Source organism: Pseudomonas sp. St386, assembly GCF_018325865.1.
Classification (GTDB): Bacteria; Pseudomonadota; Gammaproteobacteria; order Pseudomonadales; family Pseudomonadaceae; genus Aquipseudomonas; species Aquipseudomonas brassicacearum.
In genome coordinates, this window is record NZ_AP021900.1 from 3,314,326 (window position 1) to 3,333,217 (window position 18,892).

The 18,892-nt window shown below is 61.6% G+C and carries 15 protein-coding genes; 7 read left to right on the forward strand and 8 right to left on the reverse strand.

The genetic code is table 11. The features are described 5' to 3' along the window. The first annotated feature begins 23 nt into the window (after window positions 1-23). The 5 genes from KI235_RS14510 to KI235_RS14530 all read left to right on the forward strand — a co-directional run bounded on the left by KI235_RS14510 (window position 24) and on the right by KI235_RS14530 (window position 7,553). Window positions 24-791 (forward strand): coniferyl-alcohol dehydrogenase, encoded by a 768-nt coding sequence (locus KI235_RS14510; protein WP_013693262.1) that lies wholly within the window; start codon window positions 24-26, stop codon window positions 789-791. Between the two features lie 89 nt (window positions 792-880). Further along, the gene (locus tag KI235_RS14515; protein ID WP_013693263.1) at window positions 881-2,530 is read left to right on the forward strand and encodes a DUF1302 domain-containing protein; all 1,650 of its coding nucleotides are present in this window, start codon (window positions 881-883) and stop codon (window positions 2,528-2,530) included. Window positions 2,531-2,545: 15 nt separating this feature from the next. Then, a complete protein-coding gene (locus KI235_RS14520; RefSeq protein WP_003201493.1) occupies window positions 2,546-3,907 on the forward strand; it encodes a DUF1329 domain-containing protein in 1,362 nt (453 codons plus the stop codon). A 69-nt stretch (window positions 3,908-3,976) separates the two neighbouring features. After that, entirely contained in the window at window positions 3,977-5,080 is a 1,104-nt protein-coding gene (locus KI235_RS14525) for a YCF48-related protein (RefSeq protein WP_003201495.1), read from the forward strand. Window positions 5,081-5,132: 52 nt separating this feature from the next. After that, window positions 5,133-7,553: an MMPL family transporter gene (locus KI235_RS14530; RefSeq protein WP_003201497.1), complete on the forward strand. Its 2,421-nt coding sequence runs from the start codon at window positions 5,133-5,135 to the stop codon at window positions 7,551-7,553. A gap of 442 nt (window positions 7,554-7,995) precedes the next feature. On the opposite strand, the gene KI235_RS14535 is transcribed toward KI235_RS14530, so the two are convergent. Genes KI235_RS14535 through KI235_RS14550 form a run of 4 tightly spaced genes read right to left on the reverse strand, consistent with a single transcriptional unit; the run spans window position 7,996 to window position 11,123 of the window. Beyond that, window positions 7,996-9,363: a 4Fe-4S binding protein gene (locus KI235_RS14535; RefSeq protein ID WP_013693265.1), complete on the reverse strand. Its 1,368-nt coding sequence runs from the start codon at window positions 9,361-9,363 to the stop codon at window positions 7,996-7,998. Continuing rightward, window positions 9,351-10,205 carry an FTR1 family protein gene (locus KI235_RS14540; protein ID WP_013693266.1) on the reverse strand — a complete coding sequence of 285 codons (855 nt, stop codon included), beginning with the start codon at window positions 10,203-10,205 and terminating at the stop codon, window positions 9,351-9,353. The genes KI235_RS14535 and KI235_RS14540 overlap by 13 nt, the downstream gene beginning before the upstream one ends. A 22-nt stretch (window positions 10,206-10,227) precedes the next feature. After that, window positions 10,228-10,590 (reverse strand): cupredoxin domain-containing protein, encoded by a 363-nt coding sequence (locus tag KI235_RS14545; protein ID WP_043042253.1) that lies wholly within the window; start codon window positions 10,588-10,590, stop codon window positions 10,228-10,230. 2 nt (window positions 10,591-10,592) lie between these two features. Continuing rightward, on the reverse strand, window positions 10,593-11,123 hold the full coding sequence (locus KI235_RS14550) for an iron transporter (protein WP_003201507.1): 531 nt from the start codon (window positions 11,121-11,123) through the stop codon (window positions 10,593-10,595). A gap of 204 nt (window positions 11,124-11,327) precedes the next feature. On the opposite strand from KI235_RS14550, the gene KI235_RS14555 reads away from it, so the two are divergent. Continuing rightward, window positions 11,328-11,555 carry a DUF3079 domain-containing protein gene (locus KI235_RS14555; RefSeq protein WP_027911723.1) on the forward strand — a complete coding sequence of 76 codons (228 nt, stop codon included), beginning with the start codon at window positions 11,328-11,330 and terminating at the stop codon, window positions 11,553-11,555. Window positions 11,556-11,738: 183 nt separating this feature from the next. Here the strand turns inward: KI235_RS14555 and KI235_RS14560 are convergent, their stop codons facing one another. The 3 genes from KI235_RS14560 to KI235_RS14570 all read right to left on the reverse strand — a co-directional run bounded on the left by KI235_RS14560 (window position 11,739) and on the right by KI235_RS14570 (window position 17,391). Then, entirely contained in the window at window positions 11,739-13,478 is a 1,740-nt protein-coding gene (locus tag KI235_RS14560; RefSeq protein WP_212795837.1) for a dipeptidase, read from the reverse strand. 225 nt (window positions 13,479-13,703) lie between these two features. Then, window positions 13,704-15,704: a U32 family peptidase gene (locus tag KI235_RS14565; RefSeq protein ID WP_028237014.1), complete on the reverse strand. Its 2,001-nt coding sequence runs from the start codon at window positions 15,702-15,704 to the stop codon at window positions 13,704-13,706. A gap of 118 nt (window positions 15,705-15,822) precedes the next feature. Further along, window positions 15,823-17,391 carry a sensor domain-containing diguanylate cyclase gene (locus tag KI235_RS14570; protein ID WP_013693271.1) on the reverse strand — a complete coding sequence of 523 codons (1,569 nt, stop codon included), beginning with the start codon at window positions 17,389-17,391 and terminating at the stop codon, window positions 15,823-15,825. Between the two features lie 127 nt (window positions 17,392-17,518). Between KI235_RS14570 and KI235_RS14575 the strand changes: the two genes are divergently transcribed. After that, window positions 17,519-17,977: a metallophosphoesterase family protein gene (locus KI235_RS14575; RefSeq protein ID WP_003201516.1), complete on the forward strand. Its 459-nt coding sequence runs from the start codon at window positions 17,519-17,521 to the stop codon at window positions 17,975-17,977. Window positions 17,978-17,986: 9 nt separating this feature from the next. Here the strand turns inward: KI235_RS14575 and KI235_RS14580 are convergent, their stop codons facing one another. Next, entirely contained in the window at window positions 17,987-18,889 is a 903-nt protein-coding gene (locus KI235_RS14580; RefSeq protein WP_212795838.1) for a sugar phosphate isomerase/epimerase, read from the reverse strand. Window positions 18,890-18,892: the final 3 nt, after the last annotated feature.

The following is an 18,892-nucleotide window of genomic DNA, read 5'->3' on the forward strand; positions in this document are numbered from 1 at the left end:
CAAAAATAATAAGAGGACTCAACATGAAACTCGACAACAAGATTGTGCTGGTCACCGGTGTCTCGTCAGGCATTGGTGCTGCCACGGCAAGCCTGCTGCGCACTCATGGCGCCCAAGTGATTGGCGTCGACCTCAAGGCGCCGCACATGACCCTGGACGGTTTTGTGCAGGGCGACTTGAGTAGCGCCGAAAACATCGAACGGCTGCTGCCGCAGCTGCCCGCACGGCTCGACAGCCTGTGCAACATCGCCGGGGTGCCGGGCACCGCCAACCCGCAACTGCTGGCGCGGGTCAACTACCTCGGGTTGCGCCACTTGAGCCGTGCGCTGTTGCCGCGCATCAACGCTGGCGGCAGCATCGTCAATATCGCCTCGATCCTCGGCGCCGAATGGCCGTTGCGCCTGGAACAGCACAAGGCGCTGGCGCGCATCGAAGATTTTACCGCCGCGCAAGCCTGGCTGGCCGACCACCGGGTGCCGGACCAGACCTGCTACCAGTACTTCAAGGAAGCCTTGATCGTCTGGACCTACCTGCAGGCCCAACCCTGGTTTCTTGAGCATTCGGTGCGCATGAACAGTGTTGCACCGGGCCCGGTGTTCACGCCCATCCTCGACGACTTCGTGAGCATGCTCGGCGAGGCCCGGACCCAGGCCGATGCCCATCGCATGAAACGTCCCGCTTACGCCGATGAGGTGGCGGCGGTGATCGCTTTCCTGTGTGCCGATGAGTCGCGCTGGATCAACGGCGTCAACCTGCCGGTCGATGGTGGATTGGCCTCCACCTACATCTGAATGCGCATCCGTACAACGCGGTGCAAGCCGCTACCCGAGCGTGTTGGCTGCAAAGCCATGCCAAAAAATAACAATAATGAGAAGCGTCCATGGATAACCTCAAAGATTGCTTTGGTTTCAAGTATTGCGCCCTGTTCCTGGCGTTGTGCAGCACCGGTGTGATGGTCGAAAGGGTCCAGGCCATGCAAATGGACATGGGTGACTCCGACTGGAAACTGCGCTGGGACAACACCATCAAGTACAGCCAAGCCTGGCGCCTGCATGGACAGGACAGCCGCTTGGTCAACGCGCCAACCGCCAACGGCCTGTATCCCTCGATCCAGAGCCAGGGCGACAAGAATTTCAGCAGTGGCCTGGTCTCCAACCGCCTGGACCTGTTTTCCGAAATGGACCTGAGCCGGCAAAACTATGGGCTGCGCGTGAGCGGCGCAGCCTGGTACGACGATATCTACAATCAGGACACCGACAGCAGCGAGCAAAAGCATTTCCTCAGTGAAACCCGCAAGCTCCATGGTCGCGACGCGGAAATCCTCGACGCCTTCGTGTTCTTGCGCGGGGATCTGGGTGAAGACTCCCAGGGCGTGGCGCGCCTGGGCCGACACAGCCTGATCTATGGGGAAAGCCTGTTCTACGGTGGCAACGGCATTGCCAATGCCCAGGGCCCGACCGATGTCGTCAAGTTGCTCAGCGTGCCGGGGACTCAGTTCAAGGAGATCCTGCGCCCGGTCAATCAGATCTCCGGGCAGTTGCAGATCAACCCGCAACTGTCGGTGGGCGCTTACTATCAGTTTGAGTGGGAACGTTCCAATCTGCCCGGCGCCGGCAGCTACCTGAGCGATGTCGATGCCATCGGCTACGGCAGTGGCCCTCTGCGCGAAGTGTTCGGCAACGACACGGTCAATGGCGGCGATTTGAAACCGCGCAATTCGGGGCAGGGCGGCATGCAGATCCGCTTCAAGCCGACCGGCACCGAGCTGGAGCTGGGTTTCTACGCGGCCCAGTATCACGACAAAGCGCCAATCGGGTTGTACGCGTACCTGGACGGTGCGGCGTCTGCGGCCACTGGGTTGCCCATCCTGGGTTCCTATCGCCAGGTCTACGCCGAAGACATCAAGACCGCTGGCGTCAGCTTCTCCACTGCCTACGGTCCGTTCAACTTTGCCGGTGAAACGTCGGTGCGCTGGAACGCGCCGCTAGTGAGTAATCTGCAAGTAGTGACCCCCGGCATGGCGGCCGATGGTGGCGACAATGAGTTGTTCGCCAGGGGCAAGACCGCCCACGCCAACCTGTCGGCGATCTACCTGTTATCGCCCACCGCGTTCTGGGATGGCGGATCGGCCCTGGCCGAACTGGCCTGGAACCGCACCCTGAGCGTGACCAAGAACGCTGCCGCGCTGGACTCCAACACCACCCGCGATGCCACCGCGCTGCGGGTATTGATCGAGCCGGCGTACTTCCAGATCGTCGACGGAATCGACCTGACCGTGCCGATCGGCATGGGTGTGGTACTCGATGGGCGCTCATCGGCGGTCAACAAATCCGGCTTCGGCAACACCCACTCCGGCGACTGGAGTGTCGGGCTCAAAGCCACCTACCTGCAACGCTGGGATGTCGGCCTCAACTACGTGAACTTCTTCGGCGCACCGAAAGCCGGGCTGCGCGAGGACGGCAATTTCAGTTACGGACAGTCGTTGGCCGATCGCGACTTCGTCTCGCTCTACGTGAAAACCTCATTCTAATAAGGTGGATTCGCCATGCAGAACACAGCATTCCTGAACACATGCGTCCTGACCCTGGCCCTTGCTGGCATGGGGCTGGCGCAGGCGGCGGTGTCGCCTGAACAGGCCGCGCGCCTGAAAACCGATCTGACTCCCTTGGGTGGCGAGCGTGCCGGCAACGCCGATGGCAGTATCCCGGCTTGGCAGGGCGGCTATACCCAGGCCACGCCTGGCTACAAACCGGGTGACAAACGCCCCGATCCATTCGCCGGCGAGAAGCCGCTGTATTCGATCAAAGCCTCGAACATGGAGCAGTACGCCAGCGAATTGGCCGAAGGGACCAAGCTGCTGCTGAAGAAATACCCGGGCTATCGCCTGGACGTGTACCCGACCCATCGCTCGGCCGCCGCTCCGCAATGGGTGTATGACAACACCAGCAAGAACGCCACACGCGCCACGCTGGACGTGGACAGCGAGAAGGTCGCCAACGCCTACGGTGGCATTCCGTTCCCGATCCCGGAAAACGGTGCCCAAGTGCTGTGGAATTATCGGTTGTCCTGGCAGGGCGGCGACACCATCAGCGCGCCTTTCGATACCTGGCTGATGACCGCCGGTGGCAAGAAAGTCCAGGCGACCCGGGCCCAATTCTCCTATCAGTTTCCCTACTACTTCGAAGGCGGCAGCCTGGAAAACTATGCGGGCAAGTACCAGGTGGGCAAGCTGTTGACTGAGTTGCCGTCATCCAAGGCCGGCGAAGGCCTGATGACCCATTGGGACATGGACCCGGCCAATCGGGCGGCCTGGCAATATCTGGTCGGCCAGCGCCGGGTTCGCCGGGCGCCAAACATTGCCTATGACACGCCGGACTTCGTGACCTCCGGCGTCGGCCTGTTCGACGAAGCGTTCATGCTGTTCGGGCCTACCGATCGCTATGACCTCAAGCTGGTGGGCAAGAAAGAGCTGATCGTCGGCTACAACAATAACCGCGCCGCGCTGGCCAAGAGTGACGACCTGGTCAAGGAAAACTTCCTCAATCCTGATCTGGTGCGTTGGGAGAAGCACCGGGTCTGGGTGGTCGAGGCCACGCTCAAATCCGGCAAGCGCCATGTCGTGCCGCGTCGGACCTACTACGTCGACGAAGACTCCTGGCAGATCCTGATGGCCGACGGTTATGACGCCCAGGGCAAGCTCGGTCGGCAGATGTATTCGCTGACGCTGCTGGCGCCGGACATGCCGGTCCTCACCGCACAGGTCATGTGGGGCAGCTACAACCTCGACACCGGAGCCTACTTCCTCAACGCATCGAGCAATGACCTGGCGGTTCAGTACCAGAAGATCGCGAGACCTTCGGCGTCCTATTTCACGCCGGATGCCATGGCCAACGAAAACATGCGTTGAACCTGTGGCGGCCGTGGCGAGGAGGAGGTTCGCCGCGGTCGCTTACGATTTTCCAGGGGGAATAACGATATGAACGTTGAAAAATTTTTTGCGAGTCGCGGTCCGCTATGGGGCGTTTGCGCCTTGGTGGGGAGCCTGTTGGTGAGCGTGCCCTTGGTTGCACAGGCCACGACATTGGCCGTGCTGCAACAGCCGGCATTGCCGACCGCCAAGGCCCAGCGCTCGGTGTTGCTCGGGCTGGCCCGGGCCGGCGAGCGTCTGGTGGCGGTCGGTGAGCGCGGGATCGTGCTGCTCTGCGATGACGCTGGAGTCAATTGGCGCCAGGCCAAGGTGCCGGTCAGTGTCAGCCTGACGGCGGTGCAATTCGTCGATGCCGAGCAGGGCTGGGCGGTCGGTCATCTGGGCGTGGTGCTGCACACCCAGGACGGCGGAGAAACCTGGCAAAAGCAACTCGACGGTCAGCGTGCCATCGCCTTGGCGGTACAGTTCGCTGAGCGCGATGTCAATCAACCCGACGGTGCCAGCCACTTGGCGCAGGCACGGCGAATGCTCGATGACGGACCGGATAAACCGTTTCTCGACCTGTACTTCAGTGACCGCCTGCACGGCTACGTCGTGGGCGCCTACAACCAGATCTACCGTACCGACGATGGCGGGCGAAGCTGGCAGCCGTGGATGCGGCATGTGGACAATCCGCAGGGCTTGAACCTGTATGGCATCCGCGCCTTGGGCAACGATCTGTGGTTGGTGGGGGAGCGCGGTTTGCTGTTGCGTTCCACCGATGCTGGGCAGTCATTCCAGGCCTTGAAGTCACCGTATGAGGGCAGCTTCTTCGGTCTGCTCGGCACCCGCGACGGGGCCTTGGTGGTCTATGGCTTGCGCGGAAACGCCTGGTGGTCCGGGGATCGTGGCAACAGTTGGCGCCGCCTTGACACCGGTATCGAATCGACACTGGCGAGCGCTCTCCAACTGCGCGACGGCGGCCTGTTGTTGGCCAGCCAGAGTGGTGAACTTCTATTCAGTCATGACCAGGGGCGAAGCTTTGACAAGCGTCAGAGCCGCAGCGGCGGGACGCTCGCTGCCGTGCAACAGGCGGTCGACGGCAGCCTGGCCAGCGTCGGCTTGACCGGCGTGGCCGCTGACCAGGATCCGCGGGCCGCAGGTCAACCTTGAAACTTCACGGTGTAGCGCTATCGGGCCACGGCTCGTGCAACAGGAGTCAAACTTGAAAGACGACAGAACCCAAACCGTGATCGGCCGCCAGGAAGACTTTGACCGGGCGTCGGGCAACTTCGCTGAGCGGGCGATCTTCAACCATCGACCGCTGGTGGTCCTGCTGTGTCTGTTGGTGACGTTGGTGCTCGGTTGGCAAGCCACGCACATCGGCATCAATGCCAGCTACGAAAAGACCATCCCCACGGGGCATCCCTACGTCGCCAATTTCCTGGAGAATCGCAAGGAACTGAGCGGCCTGGGCAACTCGCTGCGCATCGCCGTGGAGGTCAAGCAGGGGAGCATTTTCACCAAGGACTACCTCGACACCCTGGCCAGGCTCAACGACGAGCTCTATCTGCTGCCGGGCGTCGACCGCCCCTACATGAAATCGTTATGGACCCCGACCACGCGCTGGACTGCCGTGACCGAAGACGGGCTCGACGGCGGCACGGTGATCCCCGACGATTACGATGGCTCGGCCACCAGCCTCGAGCAGGTGCGGACCAACGTGGCCCGCTCCGGGGAAGTCGGGCAATTGGTCGCCGGCAACTTCAAATCCAGCGTGATCTTCGTGCCGTTGCTGGAAATCAATCCGCAGACGGGCAAGGCGCTGGACTATGGCGAGTTCTCCCGGCAACTGGAGGCGCTGCGAGACAAGTACCAGACCGATGACCTGCGGATTCATATCACCGGCTTTACCAAGATCGTCGGCGACCTGATCGAGGGCATGACCCAGGTATTGCTGTTCTTCGTGGTGGCGGTACTGGTGACGGTCTTGGTGCTGTTTGGCTACACCCGTTGCGCGCGAAGCACCTTGGTGGTGGTGATCTGTTCACTGGCGGCGGTGCTTTGGCAACTGGGGCTGCTAGCGCTGCTCGGCTATGAGCTGGACCCTTACTCGGCCTTGGTGCCGTTCCTGGTGTTCGCCATTGGCATGAGCCATGGCGCGCAGAAGATGAACGGCATCATGCAGGACATCGGCCGCGGTACTCACCGGGTGGTTGCCGCGCGCTATACCTTCCGTCGACTGTTCGCCGCCGGCATCACCGCTTTGCTCTGTGATGCGGTGGGCTTCGCGGTGCTGCTGCTGATCAACATTCGGGTGATCCAGGACCTGGCGATCACCGCCAGCCTCGGGGTGGCAGTGCTGATTTTCACCAACCTGATCCTGCTGCCGATCCTGCTCAGCTATATCGGCGTCAGCCCGGCGGCGGCGCAACGCAGCCTGAGTGCGGAAACCACAGAGCAACAGGCGCAGATCAAGCATCCCCTGTGGCGTGTGCTCGATTTGTTCACCCAACGGCGCTGGGCCACGGGCGCCATGTTGGCTGGCTTGCTGTTGGCCGCGTTTGGTTTTGCCGTGAGCCTGCACCTGAAAATCGGCGATCTGGACCCCGGCGCTCCAGAGTTGCGTGCCGACTCGCGCTACAACCGCGATGCGTTGTTCATGACCCAGAACTATGCGGCCAGCTCGGATATTTTCGTGGTCATGATCAAGACCCCCGAGGATCAATGCACCCGTTACGCCAGCCTGTCTGCGGTAGACGCGCTGGCCTGGCAACTGGAGCAATTGCCCGGCGTGGAATCGACCACCTCGATGGCAGCGCTGAGCAAGATCGCCACGGCCGGGTATAACGAAGGCAACTTCAAATGGTATGAACTGATCCCCAATGACGGCGCACTGGGTGCCGTGCAAACCCGCGCCCCGCGAGAGCTGTTCAATCAGGGCTGCTCGATGCTGTCGCTGTACGTCTACCTGGCCGATCACAAGGCTGATACCTTGAACCGGGTGGTGGAGGCCAGTGAGCAGTTTATCGCCGGGCATCAGATGCCAGAGGTCAAGTTCATGCTCGCGGCCGGCAGTGCGGGGATCGAAGCGGCGACCAATATCGTGGTGAAGAAGTCCATGCGCGAGATGCTGTTCTGGGTCTATGGCGCAGTCAGTCTGCTGTGTCTGGTGACCTTCCGCAGCTGGCGCGCAACCCTGTGCGCGATGCTGCCGCTGATGCTCACCTCGATCCTGTGCGAGGCGCTGATGGTGGGGCTGGGCATGGGGGTGAAAGTCGCGACACTGCCGGTAATCGCACTGGGCGTGGGCATCGGGGTCGATTATGCGCTCTATGTGTTGAGCGTGATCCTGGCGCGGATGCGGGCCGGTGACACCTTGGCCCAGGCGTATTACCAGGCGCTGCTGTTCACCGGCAAAGTGGTGTTGTTGACGGGCATGACATTGGCTGTGGCGGTGTCGACCTGGGCGTTCTCGCCGATCAAGTTTCAGGCTGATATGGGGATTTTGCTGGCCTTCATGTTTTTGGTGAACATGCTGGGGGCCTTGATCTTGCTGCCGGCGTTGGCTTGGTTGCTGTTGCCGCAGAGGGTGTTTTTAAAAAAGCCTGAGTTGAGTCGGCAGGGGGGGTGGGTTCGGGGCTGACGGCTTTTGGGGGGTATATCCGTTATTTAGGTAACGGCGGCTTATGGTTCCGCCCTTACGGCGGGTCACTTTCGAAAAGCGCGAAAGTAACCAAAGCGCTTTTGCCCCACCACTCGGTGCCTCGCCTAGGCTCGGCATGCCTGAACGAAGGCATTGCTCCGAGGGCCGCCGCGAAGGGCCATCCATGGCCCAGCGCGGCTAACCCGGCATCCATGCCGGGTTGCCCACTGCGCAATACCTTCGTTCAGCCAGCGTGGTTAACGGGGCGCCGAGATCAACATCCACCGCGAGGCGGCCTTATAGCCGACCTAGTTCTTGGTGGGACCGCGTTTCCCCTGTGGGAGCGAGCTTGCTCGCGATGGCGGTATGTCATTCTTTGGTGATGTTGAATGTGCCGGCCTCATCGCGAGCAAGCTCGCACTTACAGGGTGTTGTGAGCACATCACCATCCCCAGAACTGCAGCCACCAGCCATAACCCACCAGGCTGCTGGCCATGACCAGGCATGCCATGGCTGGCGATCGTTGGATCGCTGGAGTCTGCGTCTGCTGCAGGCGTTTCCAGCCCAGCCATAAACTCCAGGCTATCGCCGCTACCAGCAACCCGGCCCGTGCCGGTTGTACCCATTCCAGCAGCAGTCCTTCATAGCGCAGCAGTTTGACCGTGGTGGCCGACAAGCCGAGGAACAACCCAGCACCGCCGAGGGGCGTCAGGGTGATGGCTAAGGGCGGATATTGTGTGTTGTCACCCGAGAGGCGTGCCGCCAGGCGCATCAGCAGCATCAGTGAAGTGCCTATCAGCAGTGCACTCATGCCCAGGTACGCGACGATGCAAAAACCGTCGAGCCAACTGAAACTGTCATTGAGTTGCGGATAGTGCGTCAACAGCCACCACGGCGCGTTGTCCTGGAGTGCCCAGAGCCAATCATGACTGACCAGCCATTGGGCCAGGCTTTGCTTGAGGTCGATGAACCATGGGCTGACAGTCCACTGGAAGGCGCCCGTGGCCAGGCCGATGACACCGAACAACAGCAAGCGAACATCCCATGGCGAGAGGGTGTTAGCCGTCGAGTGCAGGATTTCTTCGCTGCTGGAGCGGGCAATCAGGCGCACCGCATCGCGCTGGCCGCTGCAGCGACCACAGGCGTGGCAATCGGCGGCGCCACGCATGCGGCGGATGTCCAGCAAGGGCGCGCAGTTGGGAGGAGGGCGACGCGGTGCGGGGTTTTCCAGCCAGCGTTGTTCGTCCACCTGAAAGTGCACCGGCGCCAAGCGAGCAAGCAGGGAAAAGACGCCGCTGACCGGGCACAGGTAACGGCACCACACCCGCTTGCCCCGGGCGAACAACAGGCCGACGATCACCGCGGCGACGGTCGAGCCGCCCAGGATCAGCAATGCAGCCTGGGCGTAGTCGTAGACGCTGATCAATTGACCGTAGAGTGTGGTCAGGCAGAACGCCAAGGTGGGCCAGCCAGCCCAGCGCAATCCGCGCGGCACCCCGAAGCCCTTGCCGTACTGGCTGGCCCATTCACTCAGGGCGCCTTCCGGGCACAGCACGCCACACCAGAGCCGCCCGAACAACACGATCGACAGCAACACGAACGGCCACCACAGGCCCCAGAACAGAAACTGTGCCAGCAGTGTGAGATTGTCGAACAGGTGTGCCTGGCTGTTGGGCAATGGCAGCAGGGTCGGCACCACCAGCAGCACCGCGTAGAACAGCACCACCGCCCATTGCACGGTACGAATGGTTGCACCGTGGCGCCGCATGCCGTCGCCCAGGCGTTGGAGCCAGGGGTTCAGGTCGGGCATGGCAGGTTTTCCGCCTTGCGCGGCCGCAGCCAGCCCGCGACGACGCCCCAATAGCCCAGCCACACCAGCAGCGTCATCGCACTCGGGCTGGCCCGATACCCGGTGAAGTCCGCCAGGAACCCGCCGAAGCCATGGCCGTCGTCGAGTATCGCGCTACTGTCCCACAGCGCGTCGCCAATGCCGCGATACACCGCCTCAGGCCAATCCATCGCGAGCAGTTGCCCGCCGACCCGCTCGATACCGCTGACCAGCAACGCTGCCCCCAACAGCAGCAGGATCGCTTCGCTGATGGCAAAGAAACGCGGCCATGAGATGAACCGGCGACTGCTGTGCAGCAAGGAGACGGTCAGCAGCGACAGCACCAGCCCGGCCAGCGCACCGACGGCGAACAAGCCCAGTTGCGGCCCTTGCAGGCGCGCACCGGCGCCATACAGGAACACCACGGTTTCACTGCCTTCGCGGCTGACCGCCAGCAGCGCCAGCACCAACAGCCCCAGGCCGCCCTGACGGCTCAGGCGCTGGTCGGCGTGGCGCGTCAGGTCATGCTTGAGCGTCCTCGCGTTTCGGTGCATCCAGCCGACCATCTGCACGATCAGCAGGCTGGCGACCAGAGCCAGCGACGCCTGGAACCATTCATTGGCCGTCCCGCTCATGGCCTCGCCGGCCAGCAGGATCAGGCCGGCCAGCACGCCCGAAAGCAACAGGCCCAGCGCGACGCCGGTCCATACATAGCGCAACAGCTGGCTGGCCTGGTGTTGTCGGCTGACCCAGGCCTGGAGAATCCCGATCACTAACAACGCCTCGACGCTTTCGCGCCAGACAATAAACATCGATTGAGTCATGCAAACGCCTCCTGCTGACCGATTACTCGGCGAGAATCCCGCCCTCGGGCAGTTGCGGATTGAATTCGTCGAAAAACGGATAGTGCCCGGGGCGCAGCGGGTGGATGACCACGAAGGTCGTGACGCCGGGCGAGAGCACTTTCTCGACGCGCAAAGGCGTGCTTTCGAACTCCGCCGGGCCCTGGCCGATGTTCTTCAGCACGATCTTGAAGCGTTGCCCGGCCGGCACTTCCAGTTGCGACGGCGTGAAATGCCCGTCGCGTATGCTCAGCTCATAGGTCGGCAGTTCGGCTTGGGCGATCGAGGGCAGCAGCACACCGGCCAGCGTCAACCAGGCCAGGCGTCGATGAGTCGTGACGTGCCGTGGGCAGGATGAGCGGCTCATGCTCAGTACCCGCCTTTTTTACCGATCCCGGCGTAGACGAATTCATAATGCAGTTCGCAGCGTTCGAACCATGGCGCCACGCCGGTTTCCTTGTCGGTATGACGACCGAGGGAGCCATGGCCGCCAGGCGGCAGGACAGTGAATGTCAGTTGATATTTGCCAGGGCCGAGCAGCTTGACGTTGTCGCCATAGTGCGGCCCGTCGTTGGCGACCATGGCGTGGAAATCACCCTTGAGTTCGGTGTCGTTGCCTTGTTTCTTCAGTTGGAATGACACATTGAGGTAGGGCACGAAACTGCCTTCCTGGAAGCCCTGCTTATTGTCCGCCGTGGCGCGGATGTCGGCTTCCAGGTGCACGTCGGAATCGGCCGTGGCCCGCATCATCCCGGCCGGGGCCATTTCAATCGGCTGCAAATACACCGCACCGACCTCCAGTCCTGGGCACAGTTGCGGTTCGCCGATGGGGTATTCCTTGGCCTGGGCCAGCGGTGCGAGAAACAGCAAGGCCAGAGGCAGAGTTGCAAGTGTGCGCATGATGACTTCCTGGTTGGCTAAACGATGGCGCCGAGTCTAGGAAGCTTTGCTGCGAATAATAATGATTCTTGTCAATTTTTAGCGCGAATTTTCCAACGACGAATGCCGACTGGTTCCTGCGCGGTTGTTCTTGATCGGGATCAAGGGGCACTGCGCCCCGACGCGGTAGGGTGCGGGTACACCCATCAGTTATACGGGGTCGTCATGGCAAAGCCCTTTCCCATCAGTCCCAAACATCCCGAGCGCATTTGCTGGGGTTGTGATCGTTACTGTCCGACCAGTGCGCTGGCCTGCGGCAACGGCGCCGATCGAACGATGCACCCGGCCGAGATGATCGGGGAGGATTGGTACCTGCACGGGGATTGGGGGCTGGAGCTGGTCGACATTACCGCCAAGGTCATCGATCCAAGCGCCACTCACCCGAAGGAATGAATAAACCTGTGGCCAGGGATTGCTCCCGCTGGGCCGTAGGAGCTGGCGAAGCCTGCGATCTTTTGATCCTTTGATCTTTCGCTTGAGATTCAAGTGTCAGGGGAAAGATCGCAGCCTCGTTGCACTCGACAGCTCCTACACAGTTCCTACGCCCTAGCGGCAGCATTCTCAGGGCACGGTGTTTTACAACTTCGGCAACTGCCCGATCCGCCCCATCATCTCGGTCACGATCTGCAGGTCCAGCAGGAATTGCTCGACTGTCTTGAACTCGTTGTCGTTGTGACCGGTGTACTTGACGTCGGGCATGGCCAGGCCGAATTGCACGCCATTGGGCAAGTCATGAACCGAAGTGGCGCCGGCAGAGGTGCCGTATTTGTGTTCCATACCGAGGTTTTCACTTGCCACGGCCAGCAGCGCCTTGACCCATTCACCCTCAGGGTTGCGGTACATCGGCTCGTCAATGGAATAGTCGAAGGCCACCGCAATGTGGGATTTCTTGCTCCAGGCGGCCAGTTTGCCGGCGATTTCAGTCTTGAGGGCTTCCGTGGTCTTGCCCACCGGCACCCGCAGGTTGACCGCCAGCTTGAGGGTCTTCTCATCCATGCCAACGTAGGTCAGGGACGCGGTCAGCGGGCCCATGAAGGCATCGGAAAAACCGATTCCCAGTTTTTTACCCAGGTAGTCGAGCCCCCAGTTGTCAGCGGCATAGCGGGCGGCGTCGGTGATGTGGTTGTGTTTGAGCGTGACCTTGCCATCCAGGCCATTGATGAGCCCCAGCATCCTTGCCACCGGGTTGACGCCTGACTCGGGTTCGGAGGAGTGGGCGGAAACGCCGGTGAAGGTAAGTTGGACGTCCTTGCCGACGACCTGGGTGCTCACTTCGAAGTTGCCACCGTTGCGCTTGGCATAGTCGGTAGCGGCTTTGAGCAGGCTGGCAGCCAGTTCGGCGGGCTTGTCGCTGGCGAAGGTGGCAACGGACGTCGACGGAATCTGATTGGTCGCCAGGCCGCCCGTCAGCGCGGTAATTTCTGCCCCCTTGCCCTGTGCCGCGCGCCGGGTGAAGTTCGCCATGACGGTGCCATAGCCTTTCTCGGCAATCACTACGGGGTAGCCGCCATCCAGCGCCAGGTTGTAATTGGGCGTCGGGTTGCGTTCGAAATAATAGGGGATGGCGTCGCCAGTGGTTTCCTCGGTGGTGTCGACCAGCAGCTTGAAGTTGCGCGCCAGCGGCAGTTTCTCTTCCTTGATGATTTTCATGGCATAGAGCGCGACCACGATGCCGTTCTTGTCGTCCTCGGTACCGCGGCCATACATGCGGTCGCCCACCTGGGTGACCTTGAACGGGTCGAGGCGAGTGCCATCTTTCAACACCCAGTTATCCGGCGTTACCGGCACCACGTCGGCATGGGCGTGAATGCCCACGACTTCGTCGCCGCTGCCTTCGAGGGAAATCTCATAGACACGGTTGTCGATGTTGCGGAAGTTGAGGTTGAACGCCTCGGCCAGGCTTTTGATCTTGTCGGCGATCTTGAGAAACTCCGGGTTCTCGTGCTGGACAACGCCGTCCTTGCGAAAAGTCGGGATGGCGACCAGTTCCTTCAGTGTCTCGGTGGCCGCTTGGCCGTATTTCACTCGGGCATAGAGGCCCAGCAGGCGATGGATTTCATTCTGCTGTTCAGCCGAAAGGGTTGTGTTGCCTTGGAACGCGCTGATGGCCGGGCCGAGGTTGGCGGCTTTGCCCAGGTCGCTCTTGGCCACGTCGGCCAGGAACTGCCTGAAATCGGTAACTGAGGTGTTGGAGAAGGTTTTGACGATGGCTGCGCCCTGTTGGGCGCTGATGTTGGCGAATGCTGGTGTGGTGATCGAAGCGAGGCTGGACAACAGCAGGGTGGTCACGGCCAGGTGTTTGAGCGAGAAGTCCATTGCTGGGCATTCCTTGGCAGGCGGTAGGAGGGAAGTGTCTGATTTGATGACACAAACCGTTGCAACCTAACACCGCGAGGAAGTGGTGGGGGAGTCCTGCAGGAGAATCTGTCGCACCGCGAAGCAAAAACGGCGCAGAAATGAAAAATGGCGCAGGGCCATCAAACACCCGAAAAACCCTGTGGGAGCAAGTTTGCTCCCACATGGGCATGGCTGGGTATTGGTTTAATGCGGGGCGCGGGGGATCGTCTTGAGCAGGTCTTCAGGGCTGATGTGACCGACCACGGGCTGCGCCGTGCTGCCGGGCAATGGCAGGTCCAGGATGTGTCCCTTGATCTTGCCGACCACATGCATTTCGCAGGGTTTGCAGTCGAACTTCAGCGTCAGCACTTCATCACCGTGTATCAGTTGCATCGGTGCCACCTTGGTGCGTACGCCAGTGACGCCCTTGGCCTGCTTGGGGCAGAGGTTGAACGAGAAGCGCAGGCAGTGCTTGGTGATCATCACCGGCACTTCACCCGTTTCCTCGTGGGCCTCGAACGCCGCGTCGATCAGCTTGACGCCGTGACGATGATAGAAGTCCCGGGCCTTCTGGTTGTAGACGTTGGCCAGGAACGACAGGTGCGACTCCGGGTACACCGGCGGCGGGTTGGTCTCGGCCTTGCGGCCACCGCGTGGATGGGCTTTGATGCGGGCGGCGGTCAGGGCTTCGATGGCTTCGCGGCGCAACGCCTTGAGCTGCGAGTTGGGGATGAAGAACGCCTGGGGCGCATCCAGCTCGATCGCGGTGGCGTGGTATTCGGTGGTGCCCAATTGGCCGAGCAGGTCGTGCAATTGCTCCAGGGCCTGTTCCGGCTTGTTGGCCACGCCGAACGGCCCATCCAGGGCGACGCTGGCGCTGATGCCTTCTTCGCTGGTGGCGGTCAGTTCCAGGCGTTCTTCACGCAGGCACGCACCCCAGGCCAGGCCGACACGGCGTTCGGAGGATGTCTTGAGCAACGCCTGCTGCCAGTTGTGGTCCAGGTTGCGGCTCAACGGGTGGTTGGGGCGCAACTGGTACATGCCGGCCGGCATCTCGTTGGGTTCGACGCGGTAGCGGTAACGCTTCTGGCCGTCCTCTTCGAACTCACCCTTGGGCTCGGCGATGTTGGCGCGGAAACCGACGACTTCGCGCTTGACCAGCACATTGAGGCCGTCGCCGTTGGACAGCGGATCGAAGGTCACCACTTGCAGGTCGCGCTTGCCGACTTTTTCCACCACGCCCACCGGCACGCCGGTAAAGGTCGGCGAATCGAAGGCACCAATGTCGATCTTGCGTTCGCTGACGAAATAGTCGGTGCTGCCACGGTGGAAGGTCTTGTCCGGGTCGGGGACGAAGAAGTGCGCGGTGCGGCCGCTGGACGCGCGGGCCAGGTCCGGACGGTCTTCGAGGACATCGTCCAGGCGCTGGCGGTAATAGGCGGTGATGTTCTTCACATAACCCATGTCCTTGTAGCGGCCTTCGATCTTGAATGAGCGCACGCCGGCTTCGACCAGGGCGCGGATGTTGGCGCTCTGGTTGTTGTCTTTCATCGACAGCAGGTGTTTTTCGTAGGCGACCACCCGGCCCTGGTCGTCCTTGAGGGTGTAGGGCAGGCGACAGGCCTGGGAGCAGTCGCCACGGTTGGCGCTGCGGCCGTTCTGGGCATGGGAGATGTTGCACTGGCCGGAAAACGCCACGCACAGCGCGCCGTGGATGAAGAACTCGATGGCCGCGTCGGTCTCATCGGCAATGGCGCGGATTTCCTGCAGGTTCAGCTCACGGGCCAATACCAGTTGCGAGAAACCGGCCTGGTCGAGGAACTTTGCCCGGGCCAGGGTGCGGATGTCGGTCTGGGTGCTGGCATGCAGCTCGATGGGTGGAATATCCAGCTCCATTACCCCAAGGTCCTGGACGATCAGCGCATCGACGCCGGCATCGTACAACTGGTGGATCAGTTGGCGGGCCGGTTCCAGCTCGTTGTCATGCAAGATGGTGTTGATGGTCGTGAACACACGGGCGTGGTAGCGATGGGCGAACTCCACCAGCCGGGCAATATCGCCCACTTCGTTGCAAGCGTTGTGACGCGCGCCGAAACTCGGGCCACCGATGTACACGGCGTCGGCGCCATGCAGGATGGCCTCGCGGGCGATGGTCACGTCGCGGGCGGGGCTGAGCAATTCCAGATGATGTTTGGGCAAGGACATTTGTTTTTAGTCAGGCTGGTCACGGTCGAAGCGAGCATTGTAGCCGCCAGGCGCCTTGCAGGCACCTGTGGACTTGGGTTTGCTCGATCTTGACCGATGCGCGGCGGTCCCGCGGAGTTCACCCAGGCGTCGAGTCGGCGCTGCACCAACGGTTGCGCCCGGTGTTCTTGGCCAGGTACAGGAAGGCGTCCGCCGCCTTGATCAGCATGGCCGGGGTTACGTCCTCGCCGCTCGGCTGGCTGGTGGTGATGCCCGCGCTGATGGTCACGATGCCCAAGGGATGATCGCCATGTTCAATGTTCATGGCCCTGACAGCTTCGAGGATTTGCTGCGCGACCTTGGCGGCACCCGTGCTGTCGGTGTTGGGCAGTAACACGGTGAACTCTTCACCGCCATACCGGACCGCCAGGTCGCCCGGCCTTTTGATGGTCTGCCTGACCGCGGTGGCAATCGCGCGCAGGCAGTCGTCGCCGGCAGCATGGCCGTATCTGTCGTTGAAACGCTTGAAGTAGTCGACGTCGAGCATGATCAACGCCAGGGAAGAACCCTGGCGCTTGGCCAGGCGAATCTCGTCGGCCAACGCGATGTCCAGCCGCCTGCGGTTGCCCAGCCCGGTCAGGCTGTCGGTCAGCGCCATGTCGCGCATGGTCTGGTGGGCGCTGCGGATCTGCTTTTCCATGGTCATCCGGTGGCGCAGCTGGCTCAGCACGATGAGCCCGAAGCCGACGAGGATCATGATCAGGAAAATCAGCACGAAGCTGGTCTTGAACAGGTCGCGCCGCCACGGAGCGATGATGGACTCGCGCGACAACCCGGCTTCCACCACCAACGGGTAGGTGGTCAGGGCTCGAAAGCCATACAGCCGCTCGGTATCGTCGACCACGGCCCTGGCCTCCGCGGTGCCCTGGTTCGACGTGGGCAGGTAGTTCTTGAAGATCACGCTGTTGACCAGGCTCTTGCCGATCACCGATTCGACGAAGGGACGCCGTACCAGGATGGTCCCGCTGCGTGTGGCCAGGACCAGCGCGCCCTTGTCGTCGATCTTGAAGTCGCCGTAGTAGTCGACGAAATAGCTGACCTTGACCGTTCCGAGCAGCACGCCGGCGAACGAGCCGTCGGGATTGTTCAAGCGACGGGACACCGGAATGATCAGGTCGTTGGTGGACCGGCTCTTGATCACTTCGCCGATGCGCACGCCCCGGTCCTCGTGGGTACGGTGATATTGGAAGTAGTCGCGGTCGGCGTTGTTCGCCGTTTCCGGAATGACTTCCTTGTCCGTTACCAGCCATTGGCCGTCCGGGCCATAGATAAACAGCCCATGCAGTTGCGGCATGATGGCGGCCTGTTGCACCAATAGCTTATGGATGCGCGCAACGTCCATGTTCTGCAGGCCATCGCCTTCCACCCGTTCACTGAGGGCGGCGGTGACCACATCCACTTGTCGGATGGTGTCTTCGGCGTGCTGGGCCGTCGCCCGTGCCAGGTTCGTCACCGAATCCTGGGCGGACGAAAAGGCCGCGCGATAATCCCGCCAGGTGCGCCAGCCTTCGACGGCCAGAAACGCGATGATGACCACCAGCATGAAACTCACGGTCAGGCGCAATGCCGCTCCAGCCCGTGCGCTCTGGGGAGAAAAGTCCTCATCAGTGTTTTCAATCTTTGGCTCTGGCCGTTTGCGTCCGAGCATCAACATTTCCTTTTACGACGGGTCTGCGCATTATTGATGCGCAGCCTATCTTATTCGATTTCAGCACGTTAGCTCGCTACGACGAAGCAGGTACAACCGGCGATACACGATTGGGGAGAAAGATTTCATGAAAGTTGGCGTCATTTCCGACACCCACGGTCTGCTCCGCCCGCAAGCGCTGACAGCATTGCAAGGGTGTGAGCGGATCATCCATGCCGGTGACATAGGTGGCCCCGAGATTCTGGATCAATTGGCGTCGATTGCGCCATTGCACGTGGTGCGCGGCAATAATGACCTGGGGGCCGATTGGGCTGGGCCGCTTGCTGACCGCCTGCAATTCGACCTGTGTGGATGGCAGGTGTTGCTGGTTCACGACATCGCCGATGTACAGGACTCGCTGGACCCGGGCGTGAAGTGGGTGATCAGCGGCCATTCCCACAAACCGGGCATCGAATGGCGTGGCGACCGGCTGTACCTGAACCCTGGCAGCGCCGGCCGGCGGCGGTTCACGCTGCCGGTGACGCTGGCGTTGGTCGAGGTGAGCGCTAGTGCGATCGAGCCGCAGCTGGTCCGGTTGTTGGAATAATGAACACGCTTACTTGAGGTATTTGTCGACGTAGGACTGGATTTCCTTGCGCATGAAGCGCCCGGACTCATCCGCCCGTTCTTCCCAGCCGAACACGCAAGCGGTGACGATGCCGTCGAAGCCGGTCTTGGCCAGTTCACTGAAGAACAGGTCCCAGTCGATCTCGCCCTGGTGCATGTCCATGTGCTGGTGGACGGTGACCTTGGCGCCGGGCGGGTTGACGATGTAGCGCAGGCCGGACGAGGCTTTGTGGTTGTAGGTGTCGGCGATGTGGACATGGGCGATCATCGACCCGGCCTCGGCGATCATGGCTTTCATGTCATCGCCGAAATAGAAGGTGTGCGGCGTGCAATAGAGGAACTTGACGTTGTCCGAGCCGAGGGTCTTGAGCATGTCGAGGGCCGGGTGCAGGGTCTCGCACCAGTCCTCCGGGTGAGGCTCGACGTTCAGCGTGACGCCTTCCGCTTCCAGGATCGGCACCAGTTCTTCCATCGAACGCCACCAGGCCGCTTCGCTTGACTCGTGGCTGTGCACGCCACCGCAGCAACTGACTTTATGCCCGCGATCAGGCGACGGCCCACGGCCAAACTCCGAGTTCATGGTGGTGCAACCCATTTCCACGGCGATCTGGATGGCTTCCTTCCAATAGTTCACCGCCGCCCGGCGTTCGTCTTCGTGGGGGCTGGCCCAGCGATACATCGGCAGTAGCGAGGCCAGTTGCAGATCGTGGTCGCGCAGGGCTTTCTTGAATTCGGCGATGCGTTCCTTGTGGGCGCGGGGGCGTACCCACCAGGGCAGGAAATCTTCCCGTGGCGACAGTTCGAGGTATTCGAAACCGAGCTCGGCGGTCTTGCGGCACAAGTCCGGCAGACTCAAGTGGCGGTGCATGTAGGGGTCGAGGGCGATTTTCATTGT